Genomic DNA, 21522 nt, shown 5'->3' on the forward strand with positions numbered 1-21522 from the left:
AGCCGGGGCAATGTCTCGGACGCCGAAGCAGGTACATTCAAGCTCAAACAAGGTGAGAGTTTGTCCGTGTCTGCAGATATGAACTCCCAGACGGCAAATTTCCTGGTCAGTTTTGGGCCTGAATCAGCACAGCCACCGTTTTTTCAAACGGTGGCTGTGCAATCGTCGCAAGTCCGGTCAGATCAGCAAGGCTGATTCGTTGGCAAGCCTAGATGAGCTTTGCCATGGCGACTGCTGTGTCGCCCATCCGGTTTGAGAAGCCCCATTCATTGTCATACCAGGTCAGGATCGAGCAGAAAGTGCCATCCATGACCTTGGTCTGGTCCATGTGGAACACGGACGAATGCGGATTGTGGTTGAAGTCGATCGAGACATTCGGTTCATCGGTAAAGCCGAGAATGCCCTTCAGCGGGCCGTTGGCGGCGTCGCGGATGGCCTTGTTGATTTCCTCGACAGTGGTGGAACGCTTGGCAAGGAACTTCAGATCGACAACCGAGACGTTCGGGGTCGGCACGCGAATGGACATGCCGTCGAGCTTGCCGTTGAGCTCTGGCAGCACCAGGCCGACAGCCTTGGCGGCACCGGTCGAGGTCGGAATCATCGACATTGCGGCCGCACGGCCCCGGTAGAGATCCTTGTGCATGGTGTCGAGTGTCGGCTGGTCACCGGTGTAGGAATGGATCGTCGTCATCATGCCTTTTTCAATGCCGATGGCATTGTTGAGAACATAGGCGACCGGCGCCAGGCAGTTGGTGGTGCAGGATGCGTTGGAGACAATGAGGTCGTCCTTGGTCAACACATCAGTGTTGACGCCGTACACGATGGTCTTGTCGGCGCCGGCAGAAGGTGCGGACACCAGAACGCGCTTGGCACCGGCTTCCAGGTGAAAGGCGGCCTTGTCGCGGGCCGTGAAGATGCCTGTGCATTCCAGTACGATGTCGATGTTGAGATCGGCCCAGGGCAGGTTCTTCGGGTCACGTTCGGCAAAAACCTTGAACGAATCGCCGCCTTCAATCTTGATGGTGTCGCCGTCGACTTCAACGGTCTTGGGGAACTTGCCGTGAACCGAATCCCAGCGCAGCAGATGCGCGTTGGTTTCAACCGGGCCGAGATCGTTGATCGCGACAATGTCGATGTCCTGGCGTCCGGATTCATAAATGGCACGCACCACGTTACGGCCGATACGGCCAAATCCGTTAATGGCAATCCTGGTCTTCATGCTGTTTCTCCGTCTTGGGTCAGCGAGCGCCTGTCTTGGATAAGATCAGGCCTTGTCATGCAGGCGGTCTTCAACCGCCGCCACCGCGGCCTCGGCAGTGATGCCGAAATGCTCGTAGAGTTCCTTGTAAGGTCCGGATGCGCCGAAGCCGGTCATGCCGATGAACAGACCGTCCGAGCCAATAAAGCGGTCCCATCCCTGGCGGATGCCCGCCTCGATGGCGATCTTGATCCTGGAATCTCCGATAACAGCCTTTTTATACTCCACGCTCTGCTCTTCGAACAACTCGAAGCACGGCACGGACACCACGCGGGTGGTGTGACCATTCGCCTCAAGCATCTTGCAGGCTTCGAGCGCGATCTCGATTTCCGAACCGGAAGCAAAGATTGTTACCTCGGCTTCGCTGACCGATACGAGATCGTAAGCGCCGTAGGAGCAGAGATTTTCCTCGGTGTAATCGGTGCGCACTGTGGGCAGGTTCTGACGCGTCAGGGCGATGCCGCTGGGGCGCTTTTGTGCCTCAAGGGCGATGTGCCAGCATTCGGCTGTTTCCACGGCATCGGCCGGGCGGAACATCAGCAAATTCGGGATAGCGCGCAAGGCGGCCATCTGCTCGACCGGCTGATGCGTCGGGCCGTCTTCGCCAAGTCCGATGGAATCATGGGTCAGGACGTGGATCACCCGGATGCCCATCAGCGCAGCCAGCCGGATCGAAGGCCGGCAGTAATCCGAGAAGATCAGGAAGCCGCCGGAATAGGGGATCAGGCCGCCATGCAGCGCGATTCCGTTCATCGCCGCCGCCATGCCGTGTTCGCGAATGCCATAATGGATATAGCGTCCGGAAAAATCGTCCGGCGTGATCGGCTTGGTCTGGCTGGTGCGGGTGTTGTTGGACCCGGTCAGGTCGGCTGAGCCGCCAATGGTCTCGGGAACCACGCCATTGATGACTTCGAGCGCCATTTCCGAAGATTTGCGGGTGGCGACGTTGGGCTGGTCCTCGGAGAGCTTGCGCTTGTAGGCAAGGATTGCCGGTTCCAACTCGCCGGGCAATTCGCCGGTCATCCGGCGTTCAAAGGACATCCGGACATCGTTTTCAGTCTCAGCCAGGCGGGCTTCCCAGGCTTTTCTGTCCTTGACCGACCGGAGGCCGGCCAGGCGCCAGGCATCAAGAATGTCGGACGGCACGACGAAAGGTTCTTCGCTCCAGCCGAGGGCTGCGCGGGCACCGGCGATTTCCTTGTCGCCAAGTGGCGACCCATGGGCGCCGCTGGTTCCAGCCTTGTTGGGAGCGCCAAAGCCGATCACGGTCTTGGCGGCGATCAATGTCGGCCGGTCGGATTTCTGCGCGGCTTCGATGGCTTGTGCGATCGCGTCGGGATCGTGGCCGTCGATGTCGAGCGTGTTCCAGCCCGAAGCTGCGAAGCGGGCCAACTGGTCGGTCGAATCGGTCAGCGAAATCGGGCCATCGATGGAAATCGAATTGTTGTCCCAGAAGACAATCAGCTTGTTGAGCTTGAGGTGGCCTGCCAGCGATATCGCTTCCTGGCTGATGCCCTCCATCAGGCAGCCGTCGCCGGCTAGCGCATAGGTGTGATGTTCAACCAGGTCGGATCCGAACTCGGTTGCGAGCTTGCGCTCGGCGATCGCCATGCCGACAGCATTGCCGAGGCCCTGGCCGAGCGGGCCGGTGGTGGTTTCAATGCCTGCAGCGTGGCCATATTCGGGATGGCCGGCGGTCGGAGATCCAAGCTGGCGGAAATTCTTGATGTCCTCGAGCGAGATGTCATCATAACCAAGCAGATAGAGCAGCGAATAGATCAGCATCGAACCATGGCCGGCTGACAGCACGAAGCGGTCGCGGTCAGGCCAATTGGGCTTTTTCGGATCAAAGGTGAGATAGCGTGAGAACAGCACTGTGGCGACATCGGCTGCGCCCATTGGCAAGCCGGGGTGCCCGGATTTGGCTTTCTCTACAGCATCCATGGATAGAAACCGGATTGCATTCGCCATCCGGTCGTGTTTTTCGCGTGAAATCATGATGGTTCCGCCAGTCGCGTTCAGGTCAGGTCCGGGCCGAAAGCAGTCCGGATCGAAGGCCGCGCACAAATAGCAGTTGCTTCGCCGGAGTCAACAAAGGCATGGCACGCAAACCGCTGATGCCACAATCGTGTCGCATGCTCACGACTGGGGATGCAGAGCGCGGTTTTGTTGACGCGTAGTTGCGCTGATGCGTAAACTAGGCCCCGCAAGTATCCGGAATTCAAGCGATTCGGCTTGTAGTCCAGATCCAGGGAAGCCGCCGATGCCCGCCGAAAAAACATTGAAATCAGCACTTGAGGCTTTGAACAAGGCCTTGAATCAGCTTGACAATGAGGTTGACCGGCAAGTCGAGGCCAGCCGCAGTTCGACCGAAACCGCAGCGGAACTGGACCGGATGATCGAAGATCGTTCGCGTATTGCGCAGGAGCTTGACCAGGCACAGGACAGGGCGAACCGTCTGGAAGAGGCAAACCGGGAGGTTTCGCGCAGGCTGGTGACGGCCATGGAAACGATCCGGGCGGTCTTAGACCGCTGATAGACGGGTGGCGGGCCTGATACAGGCCTGATCACCCAATTTGATGCTGCACAGGATATGTTGAATGGCACAAGTCACGGTTACCATTGACTCCAAGACCTACCGCATGGCCTGCGAAGAGGGGCAGGAAACGCATCTCACCGAGCTTGCAAGCCGCTTTGATCGCTATGTTGGCCATCTCAAGGGTGAGTTTGGCGAAATCGGCGACTTGCGGATTACCGTGATGGCCGGAATCATGGTGATGGATGAATTGCACGAGTTGCAGCGGCGGATGCGCGGACTTGAAGCAGAAGTCGAAACCCTGAAGAAAACCCGCGACAATGCCCTGACCAAGGTCGACAAGGTTGACAGCGATATCACCGAGGCGCTGATCGAAGTGACAGGAAAAATCGAGAAAATCGCCGGCAAGCTGGCGGGCCGGGACTAATTCTCGGCCGCCGCGGCGTGAATTTCCTTCAGGGCGGCTATCACCTTTTCGGGAATGGCATGAAGGATATGCTGCCCGATCTCGGGAATTTCCTCATACCGGCAATTGGCTATCCGACCGGCGGCAAGCCTCGCTATTTTCGAGTTTACCGCAGGGTCAGACTCGCCATGAAGCACAATGACCGGCAGGTTGAGCAAGGCAAGCCGTTCGCTCCAGTCCGAATCGCTCGCTGACGTGTCGGCAAGGAAGGCGGAAGCTCCACCGACAGTGACATGATGGATGCCAGCTCGCAGCAATCCGTAAATTTCCTGGTCCTGAATCGCCTTGCGGTCGCCGGGACAGTTTTCGGCAAGGGCTGAAAGGTACCGGTTGGAACCGCCATACCGCAGATAGGCAACCGCTGTGAGGGCAATGAACCGGTGTGCTGCGGCTGATGCAATCCCGCTCGACATTGCGAGTTTCTGCAAGACACCGACCGGTACAAGATGTTCAGCCATCTGCAGCGGATAATAGGCTGAGCACAGGACCAGGCCACTGACCCGCTCGGGGTGGGTGAGACAATATTCGATCGCTGCATGAGCACCAAACAGATGGCCAAGCACGAGCGAACGACCGACACCGTGCTGGTCGCAGACATATACAGCATCCTCGATACACGATTGTATCATCGGCCTGTTCCTGAAAGGTGGGCGCGTTGCGCCATAGCCAGGTTTGGAAATGCCGAGATACTCAAAACCGGCACAGCTAAGGCCATGCCGTGCTGCCATGGTGAGTTCCGGTCCTTGCAATAACCCATGGAACATCAACACCGGACAGGTTTCCCCGGCGGTGCCGGGAGGCGCGGGGTAATGAACATAGCTGATCTGCCTCCCGCCAGAATCTGCCGTCCGCCAGGACGAAATGTCATGGGCAAAGGGGAAGCTGTTGGTTGGCGATGCGATGGTGACGCCCGGATCGGGCACTCCACCGGAGAGGGCCGCCAGGCTGACAAGGTCATTGACCACCTGGACGGCTTCGAGACGCGATGCGACACCAAGTTTGCGAAAGATCGCCTGGGTCTGACTTTTCACCGTGTCGACAGAGCGAAAGCGATCCCGGGAGATCTCGACATTCGACTTGCCGTTGGCCATCAGCTCGAGAACTTCATTCTCTGATGGTGACAGCCCGAAGCTGCCGCTAAGAACGACCGGAATGCTGGCGCTCCAGCTGGCGCCGGGAAGGGTGACGACGACAACATCAAGTTCAAGATTGTGGTTGAGAGATACAAAACCGCTCTCGCCTTCCCTGCGTACGAAACTGCGATTTCCGCCCGGCTGTTGGGTGTTGTGTCCAAACAACGCTGCCACGGTCTCAAGCACCGGGCCGCTGAGGCTCATCTGCAATTGTTCGACCTGGTCGGCGGAATAGGCAGCGGCTTCGGTTGAAATGACTGCCTTGTTGTTCTTGTCGTGGGTGATGACGAAGCCGTCTATGTATCCGAATAGGTTTCGCGCTTGCGACGACTGCGCGACAATCCGCAATGCCCTGTCGAAAACAATTTTCAAGGCCGGACCTTCGACCAGCGAGCGGTACTTGGCCTCTGGCGCCGGAGACATGACTTGCGCCAGTTCGGCGGCGATATTGAAATGCTTGCCAATCTCGCCCGAGAACACCGGGTGGCCGGTTTCCCCGACAGCCAGAAAATCCTCGAGATCTTTCATGAACTCGGTGAATTCCTGATCGCCCTTGAAATAGGAATAAATTGTTTCGATTGCCCGTGTTAGCGGGGCAGGGTTGTCAACAGACTCCATGGACCGGATACCGTTTCTGTGGACTGTGATTTCGATCCGATTTTACACAATGGATGGTTGCGCACAAGCGGACGCTGACGCGCCCTGGGCGTTGTTATGGACGGGGTGGCGCTCTAAAATGCTTTGGTGAAGGTCAAGTCCATTCCGCTGGTTCTATAATCGTAGAATGCGACATTGCTGCTTTGCTGCTTATGGAACAGGCCGATGATCGGAGAAAGGCCGGCGATCTGGAAATCGTCCTTGCGGAAGGCCCCCCTGAGTTCCCCAAACCTGTCCTGACGCACCAGTCTCAGCCCAGGAAAAAGATCTTCGAAATCACGCGTGCCAACAGTCAGATAGGCATTCATTCGCAGACCAAAGGCGATTGGCGTCTCCATGCCCAGAGTAAGAGATTTGCTGTCGTAGGAATTCCATGGCCGGGCGGACACGGTTTCCCGTTCGAAACTGCTGCTGACCGACACCGCGATCTGATTTGAAAACGCCCGCCGCAACGTTCCTGTCGCACGTGTGGTGCTGGCTTCGGCTGCCCTGGTGGCATCAAAGCTGCGGTTCATGTGAATGACTTCTGCCGACACCCACCAGTTCTGGGCAAAGTTCCACTTTGCCGCGACCCGGCCTCCGATCCCCAGACTGTAAGGTTTGAAATTTTGCCAGTGGCGGTCAAATATTGCTTCAGCCTGAAGCGAATAGCGAAGTTCATTCCGTCTCAATCCCACTCGAATTTCGCCCTGCTGCTTGTCATAATCATCGTTGGAGTAATCGGAAAAGCCCGCCGACAGGGATGCGTAGGCGGCGAGGTTTTCGGTCAGCATGTGCGAGTAGCCTGCGACGGCTCCAGCCCTGACACCAATTCCTGATTGTTCGCGTGCCCCATTGGCAATCGTGAACGGCAGGCCTCCGATCATGACTGTGGATTGGGAGGTGCCATCGTTGACGTTGGTGGAGGGGGCAAGGGAGAAGTATCCAGACAGAGAAAATCCCCTGGTGGTGCCTGCCCGGCGCGAGAGTTGCTCAAGTTGGTTCGAATCCCTGGTCAAATCGGCGGTGTCGATCAGCCGATTGAGCTGGTACCCCGCTGCCTGCCGCTTGTTCTGCGCCAGAAGGATCTCCACCAACTCGATGCGGACCGTATCAATGCCGGGTTCGCGGGAAAGAATTTCCCGAAGCAGTTTTTCTGCACGGTCCAGGCGGCCGGTGCGGGCATAGACCACCGCCAGAAGATAGGCAGCAGGAATGGCTTCCCGACCCTGGAAACGGGTGTTTTGCAGGATAGTCTCGGCCGCAGTGAAATCACCCGCTCCGACAAGTGCTTCAGCAGACAGGAACGGGGAATCCGCCTGAGCAGGCGATATGCACAGCGGCAAGGACGCAAGCGCCGCGAAAAGCGTTGTTGTCAACGCCCTTAGCCCTTTACGTACTCGCCACCGGTCTGGACCCATTTCCGAGGAAAACACGGGAATTTTACGCATTGCTGATTAGTTTTTCACGGCGCCAAAGGTTCCCGTCATCAGATAATCCCGGTTCTGGCCATCGATCTCCGCATTGCCTTCGATCACATAGGCGGCAGCGGTTTCTGCTGCCGCGTCTCCGAAGAACGACCCGATGGCTTCGTTGTAGGTTGATGTTCCAACGGGGTTGTTGTTCGAATCGACCAGTTGGGCTGTTCCGGTATAATCCGAACCGGTGATGTTTGCGTTGATGTTGAGGCCGGTCACGTTGGGGTTGAGCATCAGCATATTGCTGTCTTTGTAAGCGGCGAGTTGGCCGTTCTTAATGCCACCCTTGACCGTTCCAGCTCCGAAATCCGCAGTCAGTTCAACCTCGCCGCCGTTGAGCCCCATGTTCTGCATGTTTCCGTTGTCATCATAAACCGAGGTTCCACCCTCGTGGAAACCGCGATATGTGGCCTGTCCGGACATGGGCATGTTGGTGGTGTTGTTGCCGATGAAGCCGACCGCTTGAACAGAGGTTGCGGCACCATCAGCGCCCTCCTGGTAACGAATGGTCGTGCCATGCTTGAGAACAATCTGCTCAACAAATTTGCCGTTTGAATCGTGGCGGTTGTAGACACCGACCGAGGACAGGTTTGCATGCTCGTTCGAGACCTGTGCGTCACCGAAGTTGCCGCCGTCGAAGTAGATACTGCCTTTGGCGTCCGTCATCCCGACAAGCGTGGTTCCGTTTTCCAGCTGGTCTGTGGAGGTGGCCGTGATCAGGGCCGGGTTGTTGCCCTGATTGGTGTTTGGATCGGGATCGACGTCCGCAGCCCCATCAATGGTAATCCCGCCCGGCGCAGATTTTTCGAGAATCCTGGCTTGCGTGATCTGGTGTTGGGACTGCGGCAGATTTGTATAGGAGCTGACTGAAGAAGTGTTTGTCGCATTCACCCGATAGGCCAGCGCCTTGCCGGATGCCTTGATCGGCAGCGAGCCTCCGGCAGCAGGACCCGCCAATGTGCCACCCGAGGGTGAACACGCACTGACTACGGGAAGAATTGCGAGCACCACTGCGCCGGAAATTAAAGCTGATTTGTTCATGATCCATCCCTCGCCCGCATACACTTACGAAACACTGCCCGCATTCAGGGCCAGCCCGCCGAATCCGGGGCGGGATCACGGCAGGCCATCGATACTCAAACCTCGACGATGCGAATGGTTTGGACTGCACACGAGGAAACCTCCGCGTGTGCCGTTGCATTGAAGTATCGATGGAAATGCAGGACTCTCAATCACCCGATCGGGTGAAAACACTGTTTTGCGATTTAATGATTTGCTCATTGGCGCGGGGCACGTGATGACCTATATACAGCTTGCGATCTGCGCCCCTCGACAGGATACACGAACCCTGGGGCCTTAATTGATCCAAAGGGTGCTGTCCCTGACCGGACTCGTGGGTCCGGACATATGGCGCCCACCTACGTTGTAGGTTCCCAGGATCAATAAATCCATCGGTTGCCGTGGATCGCACTTTTCTCTCGCAAATCTGAAATATCTGCTCTCTCGCAAATGCTGGTCAAAGCGGAGGCTGTCCTGCCGCAAATTGAGCAGATGATTTGCGGCCTACTGGATCAATCCCAGTTTCAACGCGCGCGCTACGGCCTCGATTGTGGTGTCGGCCATCAGTTTCCGGCACGCAGATGCGATCAGGGTGTTGGCATTGGTCTGGCATTCATTGTGTTGCCCGGTCTTGATATCGTGCGCCCGACCCCGCGCCGCCAGTTGCAGGCAGATCCGTTCAGGACTGGTCAATGGTTCCAGGGGGAAGGTCATCAATGTCCTTAAATGTTACCATTGAGAAATAGCTATGGAGGTCTGTGTATCCTCAGGCTGTAGTCTCCGACAACCAGATCCCCGTCGCACGGTGTACAAACGGTATGCAGGGTTCTCAAAATGAGACAAATCCGCCTTAGCCTGTGGCAAATCCTGCCGCGACGTTGACGCATGCGCGCGTTCGGGCTTACGGCTTTGCTTCGGAAATGTCGGAGAAACCCATGGACAGCAAGGCAAGCCTTCGCGCCGCAGCGCTGGCGCAAAGAGATGCGCTGGCGCCGGATCGCCGCATCGAAATGAGCCTTGCGATGGCCGAACATGCCGAAGCGATCGCCTTTGATCCCGGCACGGTGATCGCCGGTTATCTGCCGATTCGTTCCGAGCCGGATTTGCGGCCGTTGATGGCGCGGTTTCGTTCGCGTGGCGCGCGGTTGTGCCTGCCGGTGGTGCTCGATCGTGAAACCATTGTGTTTCGCGACTTTGTCCGCGGTGCGGAGCTGGTCAAGACCGGCTTCGGGACCTCGGGACCGGGACCGGAGGCAGAGGAGCTTGATCCGGATATCCTGCTTGTTCCGCTGTCGTCGTTCGACCCTCACGGCAACCGGCTCGGCTATGGCGCGGGTCATTATGACCGGGCAATCGCGCGGCTCCGCGGGAAGGGGCTGTCGCCACAACTCATAGGCACGGCCTTTTCACTTCAGCAGACTGACAATCTGCCGGCAGAGCCGCATGATGTGCCGCTGGCGATGATCCTGACCGAGGTGGGCTTGCGCTCATTTCCGCAAGCTCTATAGAGAGCCGATGCGCCTGTTATTTCTTGGAGACATGGTCGGACGATCCGGCCGCACCGCGGTCTGGAACCGCCTTCCCGGCCTGATCCGCGATTACAAGCTGGATTTTGTCATCGTCAATGGTGAGAACGCCGCTGGCGGGTTCGGTATCACCGAAGCGATATTTCTCGAAACGCTGGAAGCCGGCGCCGATGTGGTGACAACCGGCAATCACGTCTGGGATCAGCGCGAGGCGTTGGTCTATGCCGACCGGCAGGACCGGTTTCTGCGCCCGGCCAATTATCCGCCCGGTACTCCCGGACGCGGCTCCAATCTCTATATCGCCCGCAATGGCGCGCGCGTGCTTGTCGCCAATGTGATGGGCCGGGTGTTCATGCACCCCGATCTCGATGATCCGTTCTCGGCAGGCGAAGCCATCCTCAATGCCTGTCCGCTGGGCGAACAGGCCGATGCGGTGGTGTTCGATTTCCATGCCGAAGCGACCAGCGAAAAGCTCTGTTTTGCGCATTTTGTCGATGGTCGGGCGAGTTTCGTTGTCGGCACTCACACCCATGTGCCCACGGCCGACGCCCAGATCCTCAATGGCGGCACCGCCTATATGACCGATGCCGGCATGTGCGGCGATTACGATTCCTCCATCGGCATGGAAAAGGAAGAACCGATCAACCGCTTCCTGTCGCGCATTCCGAAGGGACGTTTTGAAGCCGCGTCCGGCCCCGCGACGATCAGCGGCGTCGCCGTCGAGATCTCTGACCGCACCGGGCTGGCCGAGAAAATCGCGCCGTTACGAATCGGGCCACGGTTGAGCGAAACCATGCCGGACTTCTGGAGCTGACCCAGCGGGACAAGTAGACCCGGCTTTCTACAGATCCTGTTCCAGGCCCTTGATTGCCGGGCGGTCCGCGTCCGCATCAGGCGGCAACATGCCGCGCTCCTTGAGCCAGGGATGAATGGTGACAGCGCCGCAAACGCAACTTCGGTTCGTCCCATCTGCAAAAGAATATGAAACATGCCCGACCAGGCGCCGAAATGGTCGGGTTCCAGTTCAATCGCGCGTTCAAGATCGGACAGCGCGCCATTGATGTTGTCGCGCAGGAAACGCGCAAAGGCCCTCTGGTTCCAGCCCTCGGCATAGTCCGGCGCCTCGCGCACGGCGATGTCGAAAGCGGTTTCGGCAGCCTCGAAATCATAACTCTCGCGACGTTCCATGCCATGATCGATGGCGTCGCGGACGGCAAGAGTGGGGGCCTGGTCAAGCCACCAGCGCCATATGGCGTTCTCCGCCTCACGTCCTTCGCGCTCGGTCTTGGCGGATTTCAATGCCGCAAACAGTCTTTCACGTTCACTGGAAGCGTTGGCCAGCAACACCGAAGGCCTTGCGGCAGCGAAGGCGAGCACCGCGATGCGGATCAGAAACTTGCGCCGGTTGATCATCAGATCCCCTTCAAGACCAAAATAGTCGGCTGGCGCGGCAAGCTGCGGGCTGAAATGGTGAAGCTGTCTTCATTGACATAATCGACCAGAAACCGGTCGCCCATCATGGTGATGAAAGCTGACAGCGGCGCACCGCGACGATGCATAGGCAACAGGATTGAGGATTGCAAACGTTTGGCAAGTCCGGTCATCGCCTCGTGGCTCAAGGTTAGCCCGCCATCGACCGGCACCATGACGATATCGAGCCGCCCGATTTGCGCAAAATGCCGATCTTCCAAGGGGTGATGCAAATGCCCCAGATGACCGATACACAGATCGGCAACCTCGAAAATGAAGATCGAATTGCCGTCGGGCTCCATGCTGCCAAAATTGCGGATGTCGGTGGTGACATTGCGGACATAGACATCGTCCACCACGAGATTGTGCTCTGCCGGGCTCTGGTCGAAATTCCAGCCGCGCAACACGTGTGCGATCCGCTCGTCGGGCGCCAGGGTGAAATGCGAGGAATGCGCCTTGTTCATGGTCACGACATCGGGAACCGACACACGTCCCGCCCATCCGTTGAAGTCAGTGGCAATCGTCACGCCCGCCGGCGTGGTAATCACATAGGTCGAATGTCCTGCAAACATGATCTCGACGTCGCCGGAACCAGCTGCCGCCGGTTGAACCCGTGCTGCGACTTCGTCCGGTGTCAGGTTGGCGTAGGTCGCGCGGGGCAGGGACTGCGCCACGGCCATGCATTGGCTGAAAGGCCGCTGCTGATCCTGCGCTGCGGCAGGCGATGATAAAAACAGTGTGGCGATAAAGATAAGGGCATTGATACGGGGCATGATGGTGGCTCCGTGGCTGATGTCTTTCACTTGCGTAAGTGTAGGGCAGTCTGACGTAAGGTAAAGACCTGGTTTCAGCCCGGTACGGTGGGGTCCGAACCGGTCATCTGCTGCCATCGTTGTTTGAGGGCGGCGTAATTGTCTTCAGGCTGGCGCTCATAACTGATCTCGTCGGCGCCAATCGCCATGAATTTCTGCTTCGAGCTGGTCCAGATGTGTCCGGCGGGCATCAGCCAGGAGGTGTCATCCAGCGTGCCGGCCTTGATGTTGATTTCGGCGGACCCGCTGGTGCCGTGCCAGATGCGGACACCGCAATCGGGACAGAACCAGCCCTGGCGCTGTTTGCCGGATTCACTCTCCCGGCTTATGCATTGCAGGCCCGGATCGACATCGAGATCCTCGCGCCGGAACCGTAGGCTTTCGCCAAAGGCTGACGAGGTCTGCCGCTGGCATTCGGTGCAATGGCAAAGATAAAACACCAGCGGACGCGCCAGCAATGTGTAGCGGATTTTGCCGCATTGGCAGCCGCCTCTCAGGGGCAGGGGCGGGATGTTGGTGTGATGCATGGCCGGAACCTTCTGGACGAAACGCGGTAAGAACCTTATAACGCGCCAATCCAGATTCCAGAGCAAAGATCAGGGGCATTATGGCCGGCCATTCACAATTTAAAAACATCATGCACCGCAAAGGCCGGCAAGACGCCGTCCGTTCCAAGATGTTCTCCAAGCTGGGGCGCGAAATTACCGTCGCCGCCAAGATGGGCGCGCCCGATCCGGCGATGAACCCGCGGCTGAGGCTGGCGATTCAGAACGCCAAGGCGCAGTCGATGCCCAAGGACAACATCCAGCGCGCCGTCAACAAGGCGACAGGCGGCGACAGCGAGAACTATGATGAAGTGCGTTACGAGGGCTATGGCCCGGGCGGCGTTGCCGTCATCGTCGAAGCGCTGACCGACAACCGCAACCGCACGGCATCCAATGTCCGCGCAGCGTTTACCAAATCCGGCGGCGCACTTGGCGAAACCGGTTCGGTGGGCTTCATGTTCTCGCGTGTTGGCGAAATCATCTATCCGCCGGAGGCCGGTGACGCCGACACGATCATGGAAGCCGCCATCATGGCCGGCGCCGAAGACGTGACCAGCAGCGAGGATGAACACAACATCATTTGCGCATTCGAGGATATCGGCGAGGTTTCAACCGCACTCGAAGAGGCGCTCGGTGAGGCGCAGTCGATCCGGGCAATCTGGAAGCCGGCAACGTCAGCGCCGGTCGATGAGGACAAGGCGGAATCGGTGCTCAAGTTGATCGCCACGCTCGACGACGACGATGACGTGCAGAACGTCTACGCCAATTTCGAAGTCTCCGACGAAGTCATGGCCAAGCTCTCGGCCTGACCGGTCAGACTGGCTGAAACAATCAACCGCCGGCCTTTCGAGCCGGCGGTTTTGTTTTGTCTCAGAGCGTCTCGCGCAGCTTGCCGAACAGATCGACGGATTTCAGCCTCGCGTCGAGTGAATGGATCGGCATCGAGATCATGATCTCATCGGCCTTGGTTGCCTTGATGAAATCATGCATCTGCGCCTTGGCGCTCTCCGGACCACCGACGATGGCGTAGCGCAGCATGTGCTCGACATTGATCTTTTCCATGTCGTTCCAGTAGCCATCCATGGTTTCGATCGGCGGCGGCATTTTTCCGCGCGTGTTGCGGCGCATGTTGACGAATGTCTGCTGCAGGGTGGTGAACAGATGCGCGGCCTGATCATCGGTATCGGCCATGACTCCCATCACCGCAGCCATGACAAAAGGTTTGTCGAGTTGCGCCGACGGCGTGAACTTGTCGCGGTAAATTTCCAGCGCTTCAAGCAGCATGTCGGGCGCGAAATGCGAGGCAAAGGCGTAAGGAAGGCCAAGCGCTGCAGCCAGATGGGCGCTGTAGATGCTGGATCCGAGAATCCACAGCGGCACATGTGAGCCGGCGCCGGGGATGGCGATCAGCTTGGTGTCGTCGGGCTCGCCCAGCCAGTGCTGCAGTTCCAGAATATCATCGGGAAAACTCTGGGCACCGCTTTCCAGATTGCGCCTGAGCGCACGGGCGGTGTTCATGTCTGTGCCCGGCGCACGGCCGAGACCGAGATCGACGCGGCCCGGAAACAGCGCTTCCAGTGTTCCGAACTGTTCGGCAATGACCAGCGGCGCGTGGTTTGGCAGCATGATGCCGCCCGAGCCGATACGGATGGTGCTGGTCGCATGTCCTGCCTCGGCAATCACCAGTGCTGTGGCCGCACTGGCAATGCCTTTCATGCCGTGATGCTCGGCAAGCCAGAACCGGGTGTAGCCGGCGTCCTCGGCGCGCTTGGCCATCAGCGGTGTTGCGGCAAGCGCATCGCTGACGGTGCCGCCTTCGACGATGGGGCAGAGATCAAGAATTGAAAAGGCGGTCATGGAATGTCTTTCGGGGCTGTATATGGTGGGGCTGTGGACTGCTTCCCACCATGTAGGAAGTTACCGGTGGAAAGCCAAAAACTGTTTCGTGATCAGGAGGTTTGTTTTTGCTTTGTTCACATTTTGATGGAAAGCTCCGGCACAGGCAGCTAGGGTTTTTGGATGAGAGAAGCGATTCGAATTATCGGGATTGATCCCGGGCTGAGGAACACCGGCTGGGGTGTTGTCGAGAGCCTCGGCAATTCCTTGCGCTTTGTCGCCTCGGGCACGGTCAAATCCGACGCCAAGCTTGATCTCGCGTCACGGCTGATGCAGCTTTACGACGGTCTTGAGACCGTGTTGCATGAGTATCAGCCGTTTGAGGCGGCGGTGGAAAACACCTTCGTCAACAAGGACGCCACAGCGACGCTGAAGCTTGGGCAGGCCCGTGGCATCGCCATGGTGGTGCCTGCACGCGCCGGATTGCGGGTCGCTGAATATGCGCCGAATGCGGTCAAGAAGGCGGTGATCGGCGTCGGCCATGGTGACAAGAAGCAGATCGTCATGATGGTCAGGATGCTGATCCCGAAAGCGACATTTGACAGCGAACATGCAGCGGACGCGCTGGCGATCGCCATTTGCCATGCGCATCACCGGACATCGCCCGCCTGGCGAATGGCTGCGGAATGAGGACGTTTCGATGATCGGGAAACTCAAGGGAACGGTCGAGGAAATCGCCGAGGACCATGTGCTCATCGATGTGCATGGGGTCTGCTACGTGGCCTATTGTTCGGCGCGGACGCTGTCACGGATCGGATCGGCCGGCGAGGCTGCGGTGCTGTTCATCGAGACCTATGTGCGCGAAGACCAGTTGAAGCTGTTCGGTTTCGAAAGCCAGCTCGAGCGCGAATGGTTCCGGCTTTTGCAAAGCGTCCAAGGCGTGGGCGCCAAGGTGGCGCTGGCGGTGCTGTCGACGCTGACGCCCTCCGATCTAGCCAACGCGATCGCGCTGCAGGACAAGGCAACAGTGGCGCGCGCGCCGGGCATCGGGCCGAAAGTGGCGCAGCGCATCGTCACCGAGCTCAAGAACAAGGCCCCGGCTTTTGCCGGCGATGGCGGCCAGGCCATGGGGCTGAAGCAGGAACTCGGCGAGGGCGTCGCCCCTGCACCGGTGACTGACGCGGTGTCGGCATTGACCAATCTGGGCTATTCGCGCGACCAGGCCGCCAATGCCGTGGCGGCAGCGATGAAGAATGCCGGAGAGGATGTTGATTCAGCCAAGCTGATCCGGCTGGGCCTGAAAGAACTGGCTAGGTGAAGCAATCCTTGCCAAGGGGGTAGTTCCTTACTAATTGTAGATGTAAGGAATATGCGTAGAGGTAAGGAAATGGGCGTCGAATCCAAGATTACCACCAAGGGCCAGACGACGATTCCGATCGAGGTGCGCGAATATCTCAAGATCGGCGCAGGCGATCGCATCGGCTATGAATTCGTCAATGGCAAGGTTGTGCTGGTGCCGAAGAACCGAAGCGCACTCGATTTCGCAGGCGTTCTCTTCGAGCCAGATCGCGCGCCGGTTTCAGTTGAGACCATGAACGAGGCAATCGGCGAGGCCATTTCTGATCGGTACGAGCACTCGCATGATCGGGATTGACACAAACATCATCGTCCGGCTTCTGACCCGGGATGACAAGACGCAATTCGATGCTGCGGTGGAACTGGTCAAAGCCAGCGATGCCGACAGGCCGCTCTTCGTCAATCCGATGGTCATTGTCGAGACCATCTGGGTGCTGGAACGGGTGTACAAGACTGATCGGGAAACAGCGCGCAGCCATGTGGCGGGTTTGCTCGACACGGTGGAAATCAAGGTGCCGGAGATGTTGCATATGAAAAACTGGGCCGAATGGCTGCATTCGCCACATCCGGATTTTTCCGACGTCGTCATCGCCGGGATCAACCGGGAGAATGGCTGCGAGAAGACCATGACCTTTGACAAAAAGGCCGCTGCTTCCGTGCCCGGTATGGAGCTGTTGTCGTGAGCGAGTCCGACCGGTTGATTGATGCCGAGAAGCGCGGTGAGGACGTCGATACGACGCTGCGGCCGCAATCGCTTGCCGAGTTCACCGGTCAGGCCGAAGCCCGTGCCAATCTCAAGGTGTTTATCGAAGCGGCCAAAAACCGCGGCGAGGCGCTTGATCATGTGCTGTTTGTCGGACCTCCCGGCCTGGGCAAGACCACATTGGCGCAGATCATGGCCAAGGAACTGGGAGTGAACTTCCGCTCCACCTCAGGTCCGGTGATCGCCAAGGCCGGCGATCTGGCAGCGCTTCTGACCAATCTCGAAGACCGCGACGTGTTGTTCATCGATGAAATCCACCGGCTCAGCCCGGCGGTCGAGGAAATTCTCTATCCGGCGATGGAGGATTTCCAGCTCGACCTGATCATCGGCGAGGGGCCGGCAGCGCGCTCGGTGAAGATCGATCTGTCACGTTTTACTCTCGTTGCGGCAACGACGCGGCTTGGGCTTCTGACCAATCCGCTGCGCGACCGGTTCGGCATTCCGGTGCGGCTGCAGTTCTATACCGTTGCCGAGCTCGAGCTGATCGTGCGCCGTGGCGCCCGCATCATGGGGCTGGGCATGACCGACGAGGGCGCGCTGGAGATTGCCCGCCGGTCGCGCGGCACGCCACGCATTGCCGGGCGGCTGCTGAGGCGGGTGCGGGATTTTGCCGAAGTGGCAAAGGCCGAGGCCGTGACCCAAAAGATTGCCGATGAAGCGCTGACCCGGCTGTCGGTCGACAGCATCGGGCTCGACCAGCTCGACCGGCGCTATCTCGACATGATCGTGCGCAATTTCGGCGGCGGTCCGGTGGGCATCGAGACCATTGCCGCCGGATTGTCGGAGCCGCGCGATGCGATCGAGGACATCATCGAGCCGTTTCTCATCCAGCAGGGATTCTTGCAGCGCACGCCACGCGGACGGGTGCTGACCCAGCGCGCCTGGGGCCATATGGGGCTCAACCCGCCCAAGGATCTTGCCGCCACCCAGGCCAGCCTGTTTGAAGAAGAGTAGACCTGCTGGTCACGGCATGCCGCAGGGGGTGCTGAGCCGCTGCGCCGCCGCTTTGCGGCAGCATTCAGCCTCACTTAAACCGCAATTAAACTACTGATATTATTACCAAATATTAATAGAACCGTTCATTTCCAGTTCATCTTCCGGGCCCTATCTTCCTCTCACAAACAACGAAAGGAAGCGTCATGAAAAAAGCATTCATCGTCTCGATCGCCGCATTGTTGATGGCAGCCCCGCTGGCTCAGGCACAGGCCCAAGCCCGCTCAGACCACCGGAAGCCACAAGTCGAGGTTCAGACCCGGTCTGATCACCGCAAGCCGCAGTCCCATTCCCAGATCAAGAAGTCCGCTCCGCAGAAAGTGCTGAGCAAAAAGCACTGGTCCAAGGGCCAGCGGATGAACGACTGGAAGAAGCATTCCTCAGTGAGTGATTACAAGCGCCACGGCCTGCGCAAGCCCGGCAGCGGCCAGCGCTGGGTTCAGGTCGACAACCAGTATGTGCTGATCAGCATTGCATCCGGCCTGATCGCCGGCATCGTCGCCGGGCGTTAAAGTGAAAAGAACCTCCCCTGCGGCAAGCGGGGGAGGTTTCTGGTTTTAGTCGATGACCGGTGAGGCATGCAGTGACCGGACGGTTGTTGCCAGCAGTTCCTTGCCGCCCGGTGTCCATCCCAGCTTGCGCAGCCGCGCAGTGTCCATCTGCCACGGCGCATCACCGGCAACCGGCGCCGGCAGTTGATGGGCGGAGCCTGCGGCAGCCTGCAACAGCCTGAGCAAATCATGGCGGTCAAGCAGCAGGTCCGACACGTTGAAGGCGAGACCGTTGATCTTGTCGGCTTGCAATTCCAGCATCATCTGCACCGCTTGGGCGACATCGCGGCCATGCACTTCGGTCGCCAGCCGTGGCTCCACCGGGCGGCCGGCCAGATAATCGGCAAACAGTGCCTGCCATTTGTGCGACTGGCCGGGCCGGGCGGTGCCATAGACGCCGGTGACCCTGAGGCTGGTGGCAATGAAATCCGGCCCTGCCATTGCCGCCAGCGCCTGTTCGGCGGCCAACTTTACCGCGCCATAGAGCGTGTCGGGCCGCGGCACAGTCGCTTCGTTCAGCAGGGTGCCGTCACGCTGGGGGCCATAGACGGCGCGGCTTGATAAAAACACGCAGCGTTTGACGCCCGCCTGTCGTGCGGTCTGAAACAGCCGCATCGTCCCATCCAGATTGCGGGCGCGAAAGCCATCCGGGTCGCTGCCCTCTCCACCGCGATATTTGCCGGGCAGATGGTCAAACGCAGCGTGGACAAAATGATCGGCCCCTTCGAAGGCTACGGCCTGATCGCGGTCCGGATCAAGCACCAGCGGCACAAAGCCGACCGGTCTTGAAAAAAGCCTTTCCGCCGGCTGGGTCCTGCCGCCGACGGTGACTTCATAGCCTTGGTCGAGAAGTTCCTCGACAATGAAACGGCCGACCAGCCCGGTTCCGCCGGAGACGAGCGCTTTCATGCGTTCGCGACCACGGATGGACCTGCAAGCGATGCAATGTCGGGGATCGTCTTGCCCTCATAAAACGCATGCCAGAGGTCAATCAACGGCTTGAGCTCCGCCGATCTCGGATGTCCGGTTTCCCACGGCTTTTCATATTGATAATGCAGCACGCCGATTTGTTTCCAGTCCCACAGCTCCGGCAGGTTGAACCAGACATATTGCAGCATGTTCATATAGACCGGCAGACCATGCCAGTCGGGGAAAAACGTCTCCAGGAAAGTCTGATCGGTGCGCCGCCAGAAAATCTCCGGCTGATCGAGTTTTTCCAGCATCGCTGCGAAGGTCACTTCTGACGGGCGGGCGACGAAAACGCCGGAATTGAGCCGGTGAAAATCGCTCAAGCTCTCATAGACATTGGGCGCGGCCGAGAACTCCGGATAGCCAAACAGCTTGTCGATATTGCGCAGCACCAGTGCATCGGCATCGATGAAGATACAGGTCCGGTACTCGGTCAGTTGCCAAAGCCGGAGCTTGCAGAAATTGTCGAGCGGCGAGTGAAAGGCGGGTTTGCGGCCTTTGGCGAAGGGTGCTGCCGCATGCAGGTTGCCGCGGGCATGGCGCTGGTTGAAGCCGTCGGACAATGGCAGGTGATCAACCTCGATCAACCGGCAGCCAAGCTCTTTGAGCGGCGCCAATTCGGCATCGCTTACCGCGCCAGTGTGGAGCACGACGATGTCGGCGCTGCTTCCGGTCAACCCAATCGACCGTGCAAGCGCTGTCGCCCCCATGGCGTAATCCGCATTGGTGACCAGCGTGACAAAGGCGTGAGGCGAAGCCGCATCGCGGTCGCTCACGCCCTTCGTCGTCGAGGCATCGCTGTTCATGAGACGGATTTGAGCTTTTTGCCTTCGGGGTCGCGGTTGATCGACGTCGCGATGTCCTTGGTCCAGGCCGACACTGCCGGAACCCGGGTCCGGTCGACCCGATAAGCGAATTTTCTGGCAACATCGACGACTTCTCCCAGCAGCCCTTCCTTCAGGGTGGTTGGTTCAAGTCCCAGTTCGAGGAATTTCTCATTGTGAACGACAAGGTCGTTTTCCGCTGCTTCCTTGCGCGGATTTGGCAGCCAGGCGATCTCGGCGCCGGTCATCGAGGAGATCATCTCGGCCAGATCGCGGACCCGGTGGGTTTCGGTCATCTGGTTGAAAATCTCCACCTTGGAGCCGCGTTCGGGTGGATTGTTGAGCGCAATCTCGATGCAGCGCACGGAATCCTGAATATGAATAAAGGCGCGGGTCTGCCCGCCGGTGCCATGCACCGTCAGCGGATAGCCGATCGCGGCCTGGATCAGAAAACGGTTGAGAACGGTCCCATAGTCGCCGTCATAATCAAACCGGTTGACCAGTTGCTCGTGCCGCCGGGTCTGGTCGGTGTGGGTGCCCCAGACAATGCCCTGATGCAGATCGGTGATGCGCAGGGCGTCGTTCTTGGCATAGAACTGGAAAATCAGCTGATCGAGGCATTTGGTCATGTGGTAGATCGAGCCGGGATTGGCCGGATACAAAATGTCCTGCTGCACCGTCTCGCCATCCATGGTCTCGATGCCGACCGGCAGATAGCCCTCGGGGATCGCAGCACCCACGGTGGAATAGCCGTAAACGCCCATCGTGCCCAGATGTACCAGATGCGCGTCGAGTCCGAGTTCGACCATGGCGTTGAGCAGATTGTGGGTGGCGTTGACGTTGTTGTTGACGGTGTAGTTCTTGTGACGATCGCTTTTCATCGAGTAGGGCGCGGCGCGCTGTTCGGCGAAATGCACGATCGCATCAGGCCGCGCTTCGGCCAGCCAGTGCTTCAGCACATCGTAGTCGCGGGCCAGATCAATGAGATGAAAGTGGATCTTCCTGCCGGTTTCCGCATGCCAGATCCGTGTGCGTTCCTGAATCGAATCCATCGGTGTCAGCGACTGGACCCCGAGTTCGGTGTCGATCCAGCGCCGCGACAGATTGTCGACGATGTGAATCTCATGCCCGGCATTTGAGAGATGCAGCGCCGTGGGCCACCCAACAAAGCCGTCGCCGCCCATGATTGCAATCTTCATCGATGATTCTCCTGTGCCTGCATGGTTTTATTCCTGATAGATCGCTTTTATGACAGAAACACGATTGTCTCAATTCCCTCATCGGGCTGTGGACAAATGAGTCAAATATCCA

The 21522-nt window shown here is 58.7% G+C and carries 24 protein-coding genes and 1 other RNA gene; 13 read left to right on the forward strand and 12 right to left on the reverse strand.

Annotation, left to right across the window (positions count from 1 at the left end):
- Nucleotides 1–208: 208 nt before the first annotated feature.
- Entirely contained in the window at nt 209–1219 is a 1011-nt protein-coding gene (gap, locus tag IMCC20628_RS02050) for a type I glyceraldehyde-3-phosphate dehydrogenase (RefSeq protein WP_047028818.1), read from the reverse strand.
- A gap of 45 nt (nt 1220–1264) precedes the next feature.
- Complete coding sequence (gene tkt / locus IMCC20628_RS02055; RefSeq protein ID WP_047028819.1) at nt 1265–3256, reverse strand: transketolase; 1992 nt, start codon at nt 3254–3256, stop codon at nt 1265–1267.
- A gap of 265 nt (nt 3257–3521) precedes the next feature.
- On the opposite strand from tkt, the gene IMCC20628_RS02060 reads away from it, so the two are divergent.
- Nucleotides 3522–3794 carry a DUF4164 domain-containing protein gene (locus tag IMCC20628_RS02060; RefSeq protein ID WP_047028820.1) on the forward strand — a complete coding sequence of 91 codons (273 nt, stop codon included), beginning with the start codon at nt 3522–3524 and terminating at the stop codon, nt 3792–3794.
- A 64-nt stretch (nt 3795–3858) separates the two neighbouring features.
- On the forward strand, nt 3859–4221 hold the full coding sequence (locus tag IMCC20628_RS02065) for a cell division protein ZapA (protein ID WP_047028821.1): 363 nt from the start codon (nt 3859–3861) through the stop codon (nt 4219–4221).
- Here IMCC20628_RS02065 and IMCC20628_RS02070 read toward each other — a convergent pair.
- From IMCC20628_RS02070 to IMCC20628_RS02080, 3 genes are all read right to left on the reverse strand, one after another.
- Nucleotides 4218–6011, reverse strand: a complete 1794-nt coding sequence (locus IMCC20628_RS02070; RefSeq protein WP_047028822.1) for an alpha/beta fold hydrolase — start codon at nt 6009–6011, stop codon at nt 4218–4220. The two genes, IMCC20628_RS02065 and IMCC20628_RS02070, sit on opposite strands and share 4 nt — an antisense overlap.
- Before the next feature lie 113 nt (nt 6012–6124).
- Complete coding sequence (locus IMCC20628_RS02075; protein WP_047028823.1) at nt 6125–7408, reverse strand: surface lipoprotein assembly modifier; 1284 nt, start codon at nt 7406–7408, stop codon at nt 6125–6127.
- A 78-nt stretch (nt 7409–7486) separates the two neighbouring features.
- Complete coding sequence (locus tag IMCC20628_RS02080) at nt 7487–8548, reverse strand: transferrin-binding protein-like solute binding protein (RefSeq protein WP_156174381.1); 1062 nt, start codon at nt 8546–8548, stop codon at nt 7487–7489.
- A 273-nt stretch (nt 8549–8821) separates the two neighbouring features.
- Here IMCC20628_RS02080 and ssrS point away from each other — a divergent pair.
- Nucleotides 8822–8978, forward strand: a non-coding RNA gene (gene ssrS, locus IMCC20628_RS24525) — 6S RNA.
- Between the two features lie 92 nt (nt 8979–9070).
- Here ssrS and IMCC20628_RS02085 read toward each other — a convergent pair.
- A complete protein-coding gene (locus tag IMCC20628_RS02085) occupies nt 9071–9280 on the reverse strand; it encodes a hypothetical protein (RefSeq protein WP_047028825.1) in 210 nt (69 codons plus the stop codon).
- Nucleotides 9281–9486: 206 nt separating this feature from the next.
- Here IMCC20628_RS02085 and IMCC20628_RS02090 point away from each other — a divergent pair, with 206 nt between their 5' ends.
- From IMCC20628_RS02090 to IMCC20628_RS24130, 3 genes are all read left to right on the forward strand, one after another.
- The gene (locus IMCC20628_RS02090) at nt 9487–10074 is read left to right on the forward strand and encodes a 5-formyltetrahydrofolate cyclo-ligase (protein WP_047032180.1); all 588 of its coding nucleotides are present in this window, start codon (nt 9487–9489) and stop codon (nt 10072–10074) included.
- A 7-nt stretch (nt 10075–10081) separates the two neighbouring features.
- Nucleotides 10082–10906 carry a TIGR00282 family metallophosphoesterase gene (locus tag IMCC20628_RS02095; RefSeq protein WP_082127968.1) on the forward strand — a complete coding sequence of 275 codons (825 nt, stop codon included), beginning with the start codon at nt 10082–10084 and terminating at the stop codon, nt 10904–10906.
- 167 nt (nt 10907–11073) lie between these two features.
- On the forward strand, nt 11074–11586 hold the full coding sequence (locus tag IMCC20628_RS24130; RefSeq protein WP_052766261.1) for a hypothetical protein: 513 nt from the start codon (nt 11074–11076) through the stop codon (nt 11584–11586).
- On the opposite strand, the gene IMCC20628_RS02105 is transcribed toward IMCC20628_RS24130, so the two are convergent.
- Complete coding sequence (locus IMCC20628_RS02105) at nt 11505–12335, reverse strand: MBL fold metallo-hydrolase (RefSeq protein WP_156174382.1); 831 nt, start codon at nt 12333–12335, stop codon at nt 11505–11507. The genes IMCC20628_RS24130 and IMCC20628_RS02105 overlap by 82 nt on opposite strands.
- Nucleotides 12336–12409: 74 nt before the next feature.
- Nucleotides 12410–12901: a GFA family protein gene (locus IMCC20628_RS02110; RefSeq protein ID WP_047028827.1), complete on the reverse strand. Its 492-nt coding sequence runs from the start codon at nt 12899–12901 to the stop codon at nt 12410–12412.
- Nucleotides 12902–12981: 80 nt separating this feature from the next.
- On the opposite strand from IMCC20628_RS02110, the gene IMCC20628_RS02115 reads away from it, so the two are divergent.
- Entirely contained in the window at nt 12982–13728 is a 747-nt protein-coding gene (locus IMCC20628_RS02115; RefSeq protein ID WP_047028828.1) for a YebC/PmpR family DNA-binding transcriptional regulator, read from the forward strand.
- 61 nt (nt 13729–13789) lie between these two features.
- Here IMCC20628_RS02115 and IMCC20628_RS02120 read toward each other — a convergent pair whose 3' ends face one another.
- Nucleotides 13790–14776: an LLM class flavin-dependent oxidoreductase gene (locus IMCC20628_RS02120; RefSeq protein ID WP_047028829.1), complete on the reverse strand. Its 987-nt coding sequence runs from the start codon at nt 14774–14776 to the stop codon at nt 13790–13792.
- 162 nt (nt 14777–14938) lie between these two features.
- Here IMCC20628_RS02120 and ruvC point away from each other — a divergent pair, with 162 nt between their 5' ends.
- The 6 genes from ruvC to IMCC20628_RS25855 all read left to right on the forward strand — a co-directional run bounded on the left by ruvC (nt 14939) and on the right by IMCC20628_RS25855 (nt 18379).
- Entirely contained in the window at nt 14939–15445 is a 507-nt protein-coding gene (ruvC, locus tag IMCC20628_RS02125) for a crossover junction endodeoxyribonuclease RuvC (RefSeq protein ID WP_047028830.1), read from the forward strand.
- Nucleotides 15446–15455: 10 nt separating this feature from the next.
- The gene (gene ruvA / locus IMCC20628_RS02130; protein WP_047032182.1) at nt 15456–16073 is read left to right on the forward strand and encodes a Holliday junction branch migration protein RuvA; all 618 of its coding nucleotides are present in this window, start codon (nt 15456–15458) and stop codon (nt 16071–16073) included.
- A gap of 51 nt (nt 16074–16124) precedes the next feature.
- On the forward strand, nt 16125–16409 hold the full coding sequence (locus IMCC20628_RS02135) for a type II toxin-antitoxin system PrlF family antitoxin (protein WP_245307861.1): 285 nt from the start codon (nt 16125–16127) through the stop codon (nt 16407–16409).
- Nucleotides 16396–16794, forward strand: a complete 399-nt coding sequence (locus IMCC20628_RS02140) for a type II toxin-antitoxin system VapC family toxin (protein WP_047028832.1) — start codon at nt 16396–16398, stop codon at nt 16792–16794. Before IMCC20628_RS02135 ends, IMCC20628_RS02140 begins: the two co-directional genes overlap by 14 nt.
- Nucleotides 16791–17828, forward strand: a complete 1038-nt coding sequence (gene ruvB, locus IMCC20628_RS02145) for a Holliday junction branch migration DNA helicase RuvB (RefSeq protein WP_047028833.1) — start codon at nt 16791–16793, stop codon at nt 17826–17828. Before IMCC20628_RS02140 ends, ruvB begins: the two co-directional genes overlap by 4 nt.
- Before the next feature lie 185 nt (nt 17829–18013).
- Nucleotides 18014–18379: an RcnB family protein gene (locus tag IMCC20628_RS25855; RefSeq protein ID WP_047028834.1), complete on the forward strand. Its 366-nt coding sequence runs from the start codon at nt 18014–18016 to the stop codon at nt 18377–18379.
- Nucleotides 18380–18424: 45 nt separating this feature from the next.
- On the opposite strand, the gene IMCC20628_RS02155 is transcribed toward IMCC20628_RS25855, so the two are convergent.
- Genes IMCC20628_RS02155 through IMCC20628_RS02165 form a run of 3 tightly spaced genes read right to left on the reverse strand, consistent with a single transcriptional unit; the run spans nt 18425 to nt 21410 of the window.
- A complete protein-coding gene (locus IMCC20628_RS02155) occupies nt 18425–19327 on the reverse strand; it encodes an NAD(P)-dependent oxidoreductase (RefSeq protein ID WP_047028835.1) in 903 nt (300 codons plus the stop codon).
- Nucleotides 19324–20193, reverse strand: coding sequence for a glycosyltransferase (locus IMCC20628_RS02160; RefSeq protein ID WP_047028836.1), 870 nt, complete (start codon nt 20191–20193; stop codon nt 19324–19326). Before IMCC20628_RS02160 ends, IMCC20628_RS02155 begins: the two co-directional genes overlap by 4 nt.
- On the reverse strand, nt 20190–21410 hold the full coding sequence (locus tag IMCC20628_RS02165; protein ID WP_047028837.1) for an NAD-dependent epimerase/dehydratase family protein: 1221 nt from the start codon (nt 21408–21410) through the stop codon (nt 20190–20192). Before IMCC20628_RS02165 ends, IMCC20628_RS02160 begins: the two co-directional genes overlap by 4 nt.
- Between the last annotated feature and the right edge of the window lie 112 nt (nt 21411–21522).

The organism is Hoeflea sp. IMCC20628 (genome assembly GCF_001011155.1).
Lineage (GTDB): Bacteria > Pseudomonadota > Alphaproteobacteria > Rhizobiales > Rhizobiaceae > Hoeflea.

Bases quoted from the DNA above. Each gene is read 5' to 3' on its own strand.
- IMCC20628_RS02065 (WP_047028821.1), top strand. From the start codon at position 3,859: ATGGCACAAGTCACGGTTACCATTGACTCCAAGACCTACCGCATGGCC.
- IMCC20628_RS02060 (WP_047028820.1), top strand. From the start codon at position 3,522: ATGCCCGCCGAAAAAACATTGAAATCAGCACTTGAGGCTTTGAACAAG.
- gap (WP_047028818.1), bottom strand. From the start codon at position 1,219: ATGAAGACCAGGATTGCCATTAACGGATTTGGCCGTATCGGCCGTAAC.
- IMCC20628_RS02155 (WP_047028835.1), bottom strand. From the start codon at position 19,327: ATGAAAGCGCTCGTCTCCGGCGGAACCGGGCTGGTCGGCCGTTTCATT.
- IMCC20628_RS02070 (WP_047028822.1), bottom strand. From the start codon at position 6,011: ATGGAGTCTGTTGACAACCCTGCCCCGCTAACACGGGCAATCGAAACA.
- IMCC20628_RS02120 (WP_047028829.1), bottom strand. From the start codon at position 14,776: ATGACCGCCTTTTCAATTCTTGATCTCTGCCCCATCGTCGAAGGCGGC.
- IMCC20628_RS02085 (WP_047028825.1), bottom strand. From the start codon at position 9,280: ATGACCTTCCCCCTGGAACCATTGACCAGTCCTGAACGGATCTGCCTG.
- IMCC20628_RS02105 (WP_156174382.1), bottom strand. From the start codon at position 12,335: ATGCCCCGTATCAATGCCCTTATCTTTATCGCCACACTGTTTTTATCA.
- IMCC20628_RS25855 (WP_047028834.1), top strand. From the start codon at position 18,014: ATGAAAAAAGCATTCATCGTCTCGATCGCCGCATTGTTGATGGCAGCC.
- IMCC20628_RS02095 (WP_082127968.1), top strand. From the start codon at position 10,082: ATGCGCCTGTTATTTCTTGGAGACATGGTCGGACGATCCGGCCGCACC.
- tkt (WP_047028819.1), bottom strand. From the start codon at position 3,256: ATGATTTCACGCGAAAAACACGACCGGATGGCGAATGCAATCCGGTTT.
- IMCC20628_RS02165 (WP_047028837.1), bottom strand. From the start codon at position 21,410: ATGAAGATTGCAATCATGGGCGGCGACGGCTTTGTTGGGTGGCCCACG.
- IMCC20628_RS02160 (WP_047028836.1), bottom strand. From the start codon at position 20,193: ATGAACAGCGATGCCTCGACGACGAAGGGCGTGAGCGACCGCGATGCG.
- IMCC20628_RS02135 (WP_245307861.1), top strand. From the start codon at position 16,125: ATGCGTAGAGGTAAGGAAATGGGCGTCGAATCCAAGATTACCACCAAG.
- IMCC20628_RS02080 (WP_156174381.1), bottom strand. From the start codon at position 8,548: ATGAACAAATCAGCTTTAATTTCCGGCGCAGTGGTGCTCGCAATTCTT.
- IMCC20628_RS02090 (WP_047032180.1), top strand. From the start codon at position 9,487: ATGTCGGAGAAACCCATGGACAGCAAGGCAAGCCTTCGCGCCGCAGCG.
- ruvC (WP_047028830.1), top strand. From the start codon at position 14,939: ATGAGAGAAGCGATTCGAATTATCGGGATTGATCCCGGGCTGAGGAAC.
- IMCC20628_RS24130 (WP_052766261.1), top strand. From the start codon at position 11,074: ATGAAACATGCCCGACCAGGCGCCGAAATGGTCGGGTTCCAGTTCAAT.
- IMCC20628_RS02110 (WP_047028827.1), bottom strand. From the start codon at position 12,901: ATGCATCACACCAACATCCCGCCCCTGCCCCTGAGAGGCGGCTGCCAA.
- ruvA (WP_047032182.1), top strand. From the start codon at position 15,456: ATGATCGGGAAACTCAAGGGAACGGTCGAGGAAATCGCCGAGGACCAT.
- IMCC20628_RS02140 (WP_047028832.1), top strand. From the start codon at position 16,396: ATGATCGGGATTGACACAAACATCATCGTCCGGCTTCTGACCCGGGAT.
- IMCC20628_RS02115 (WP_047028828.1), top strand. From the start codon at position 12,982: ATGGCCGGCCATTCACAATTTAAAAACATCATGCACCGCAAAGGCCGG.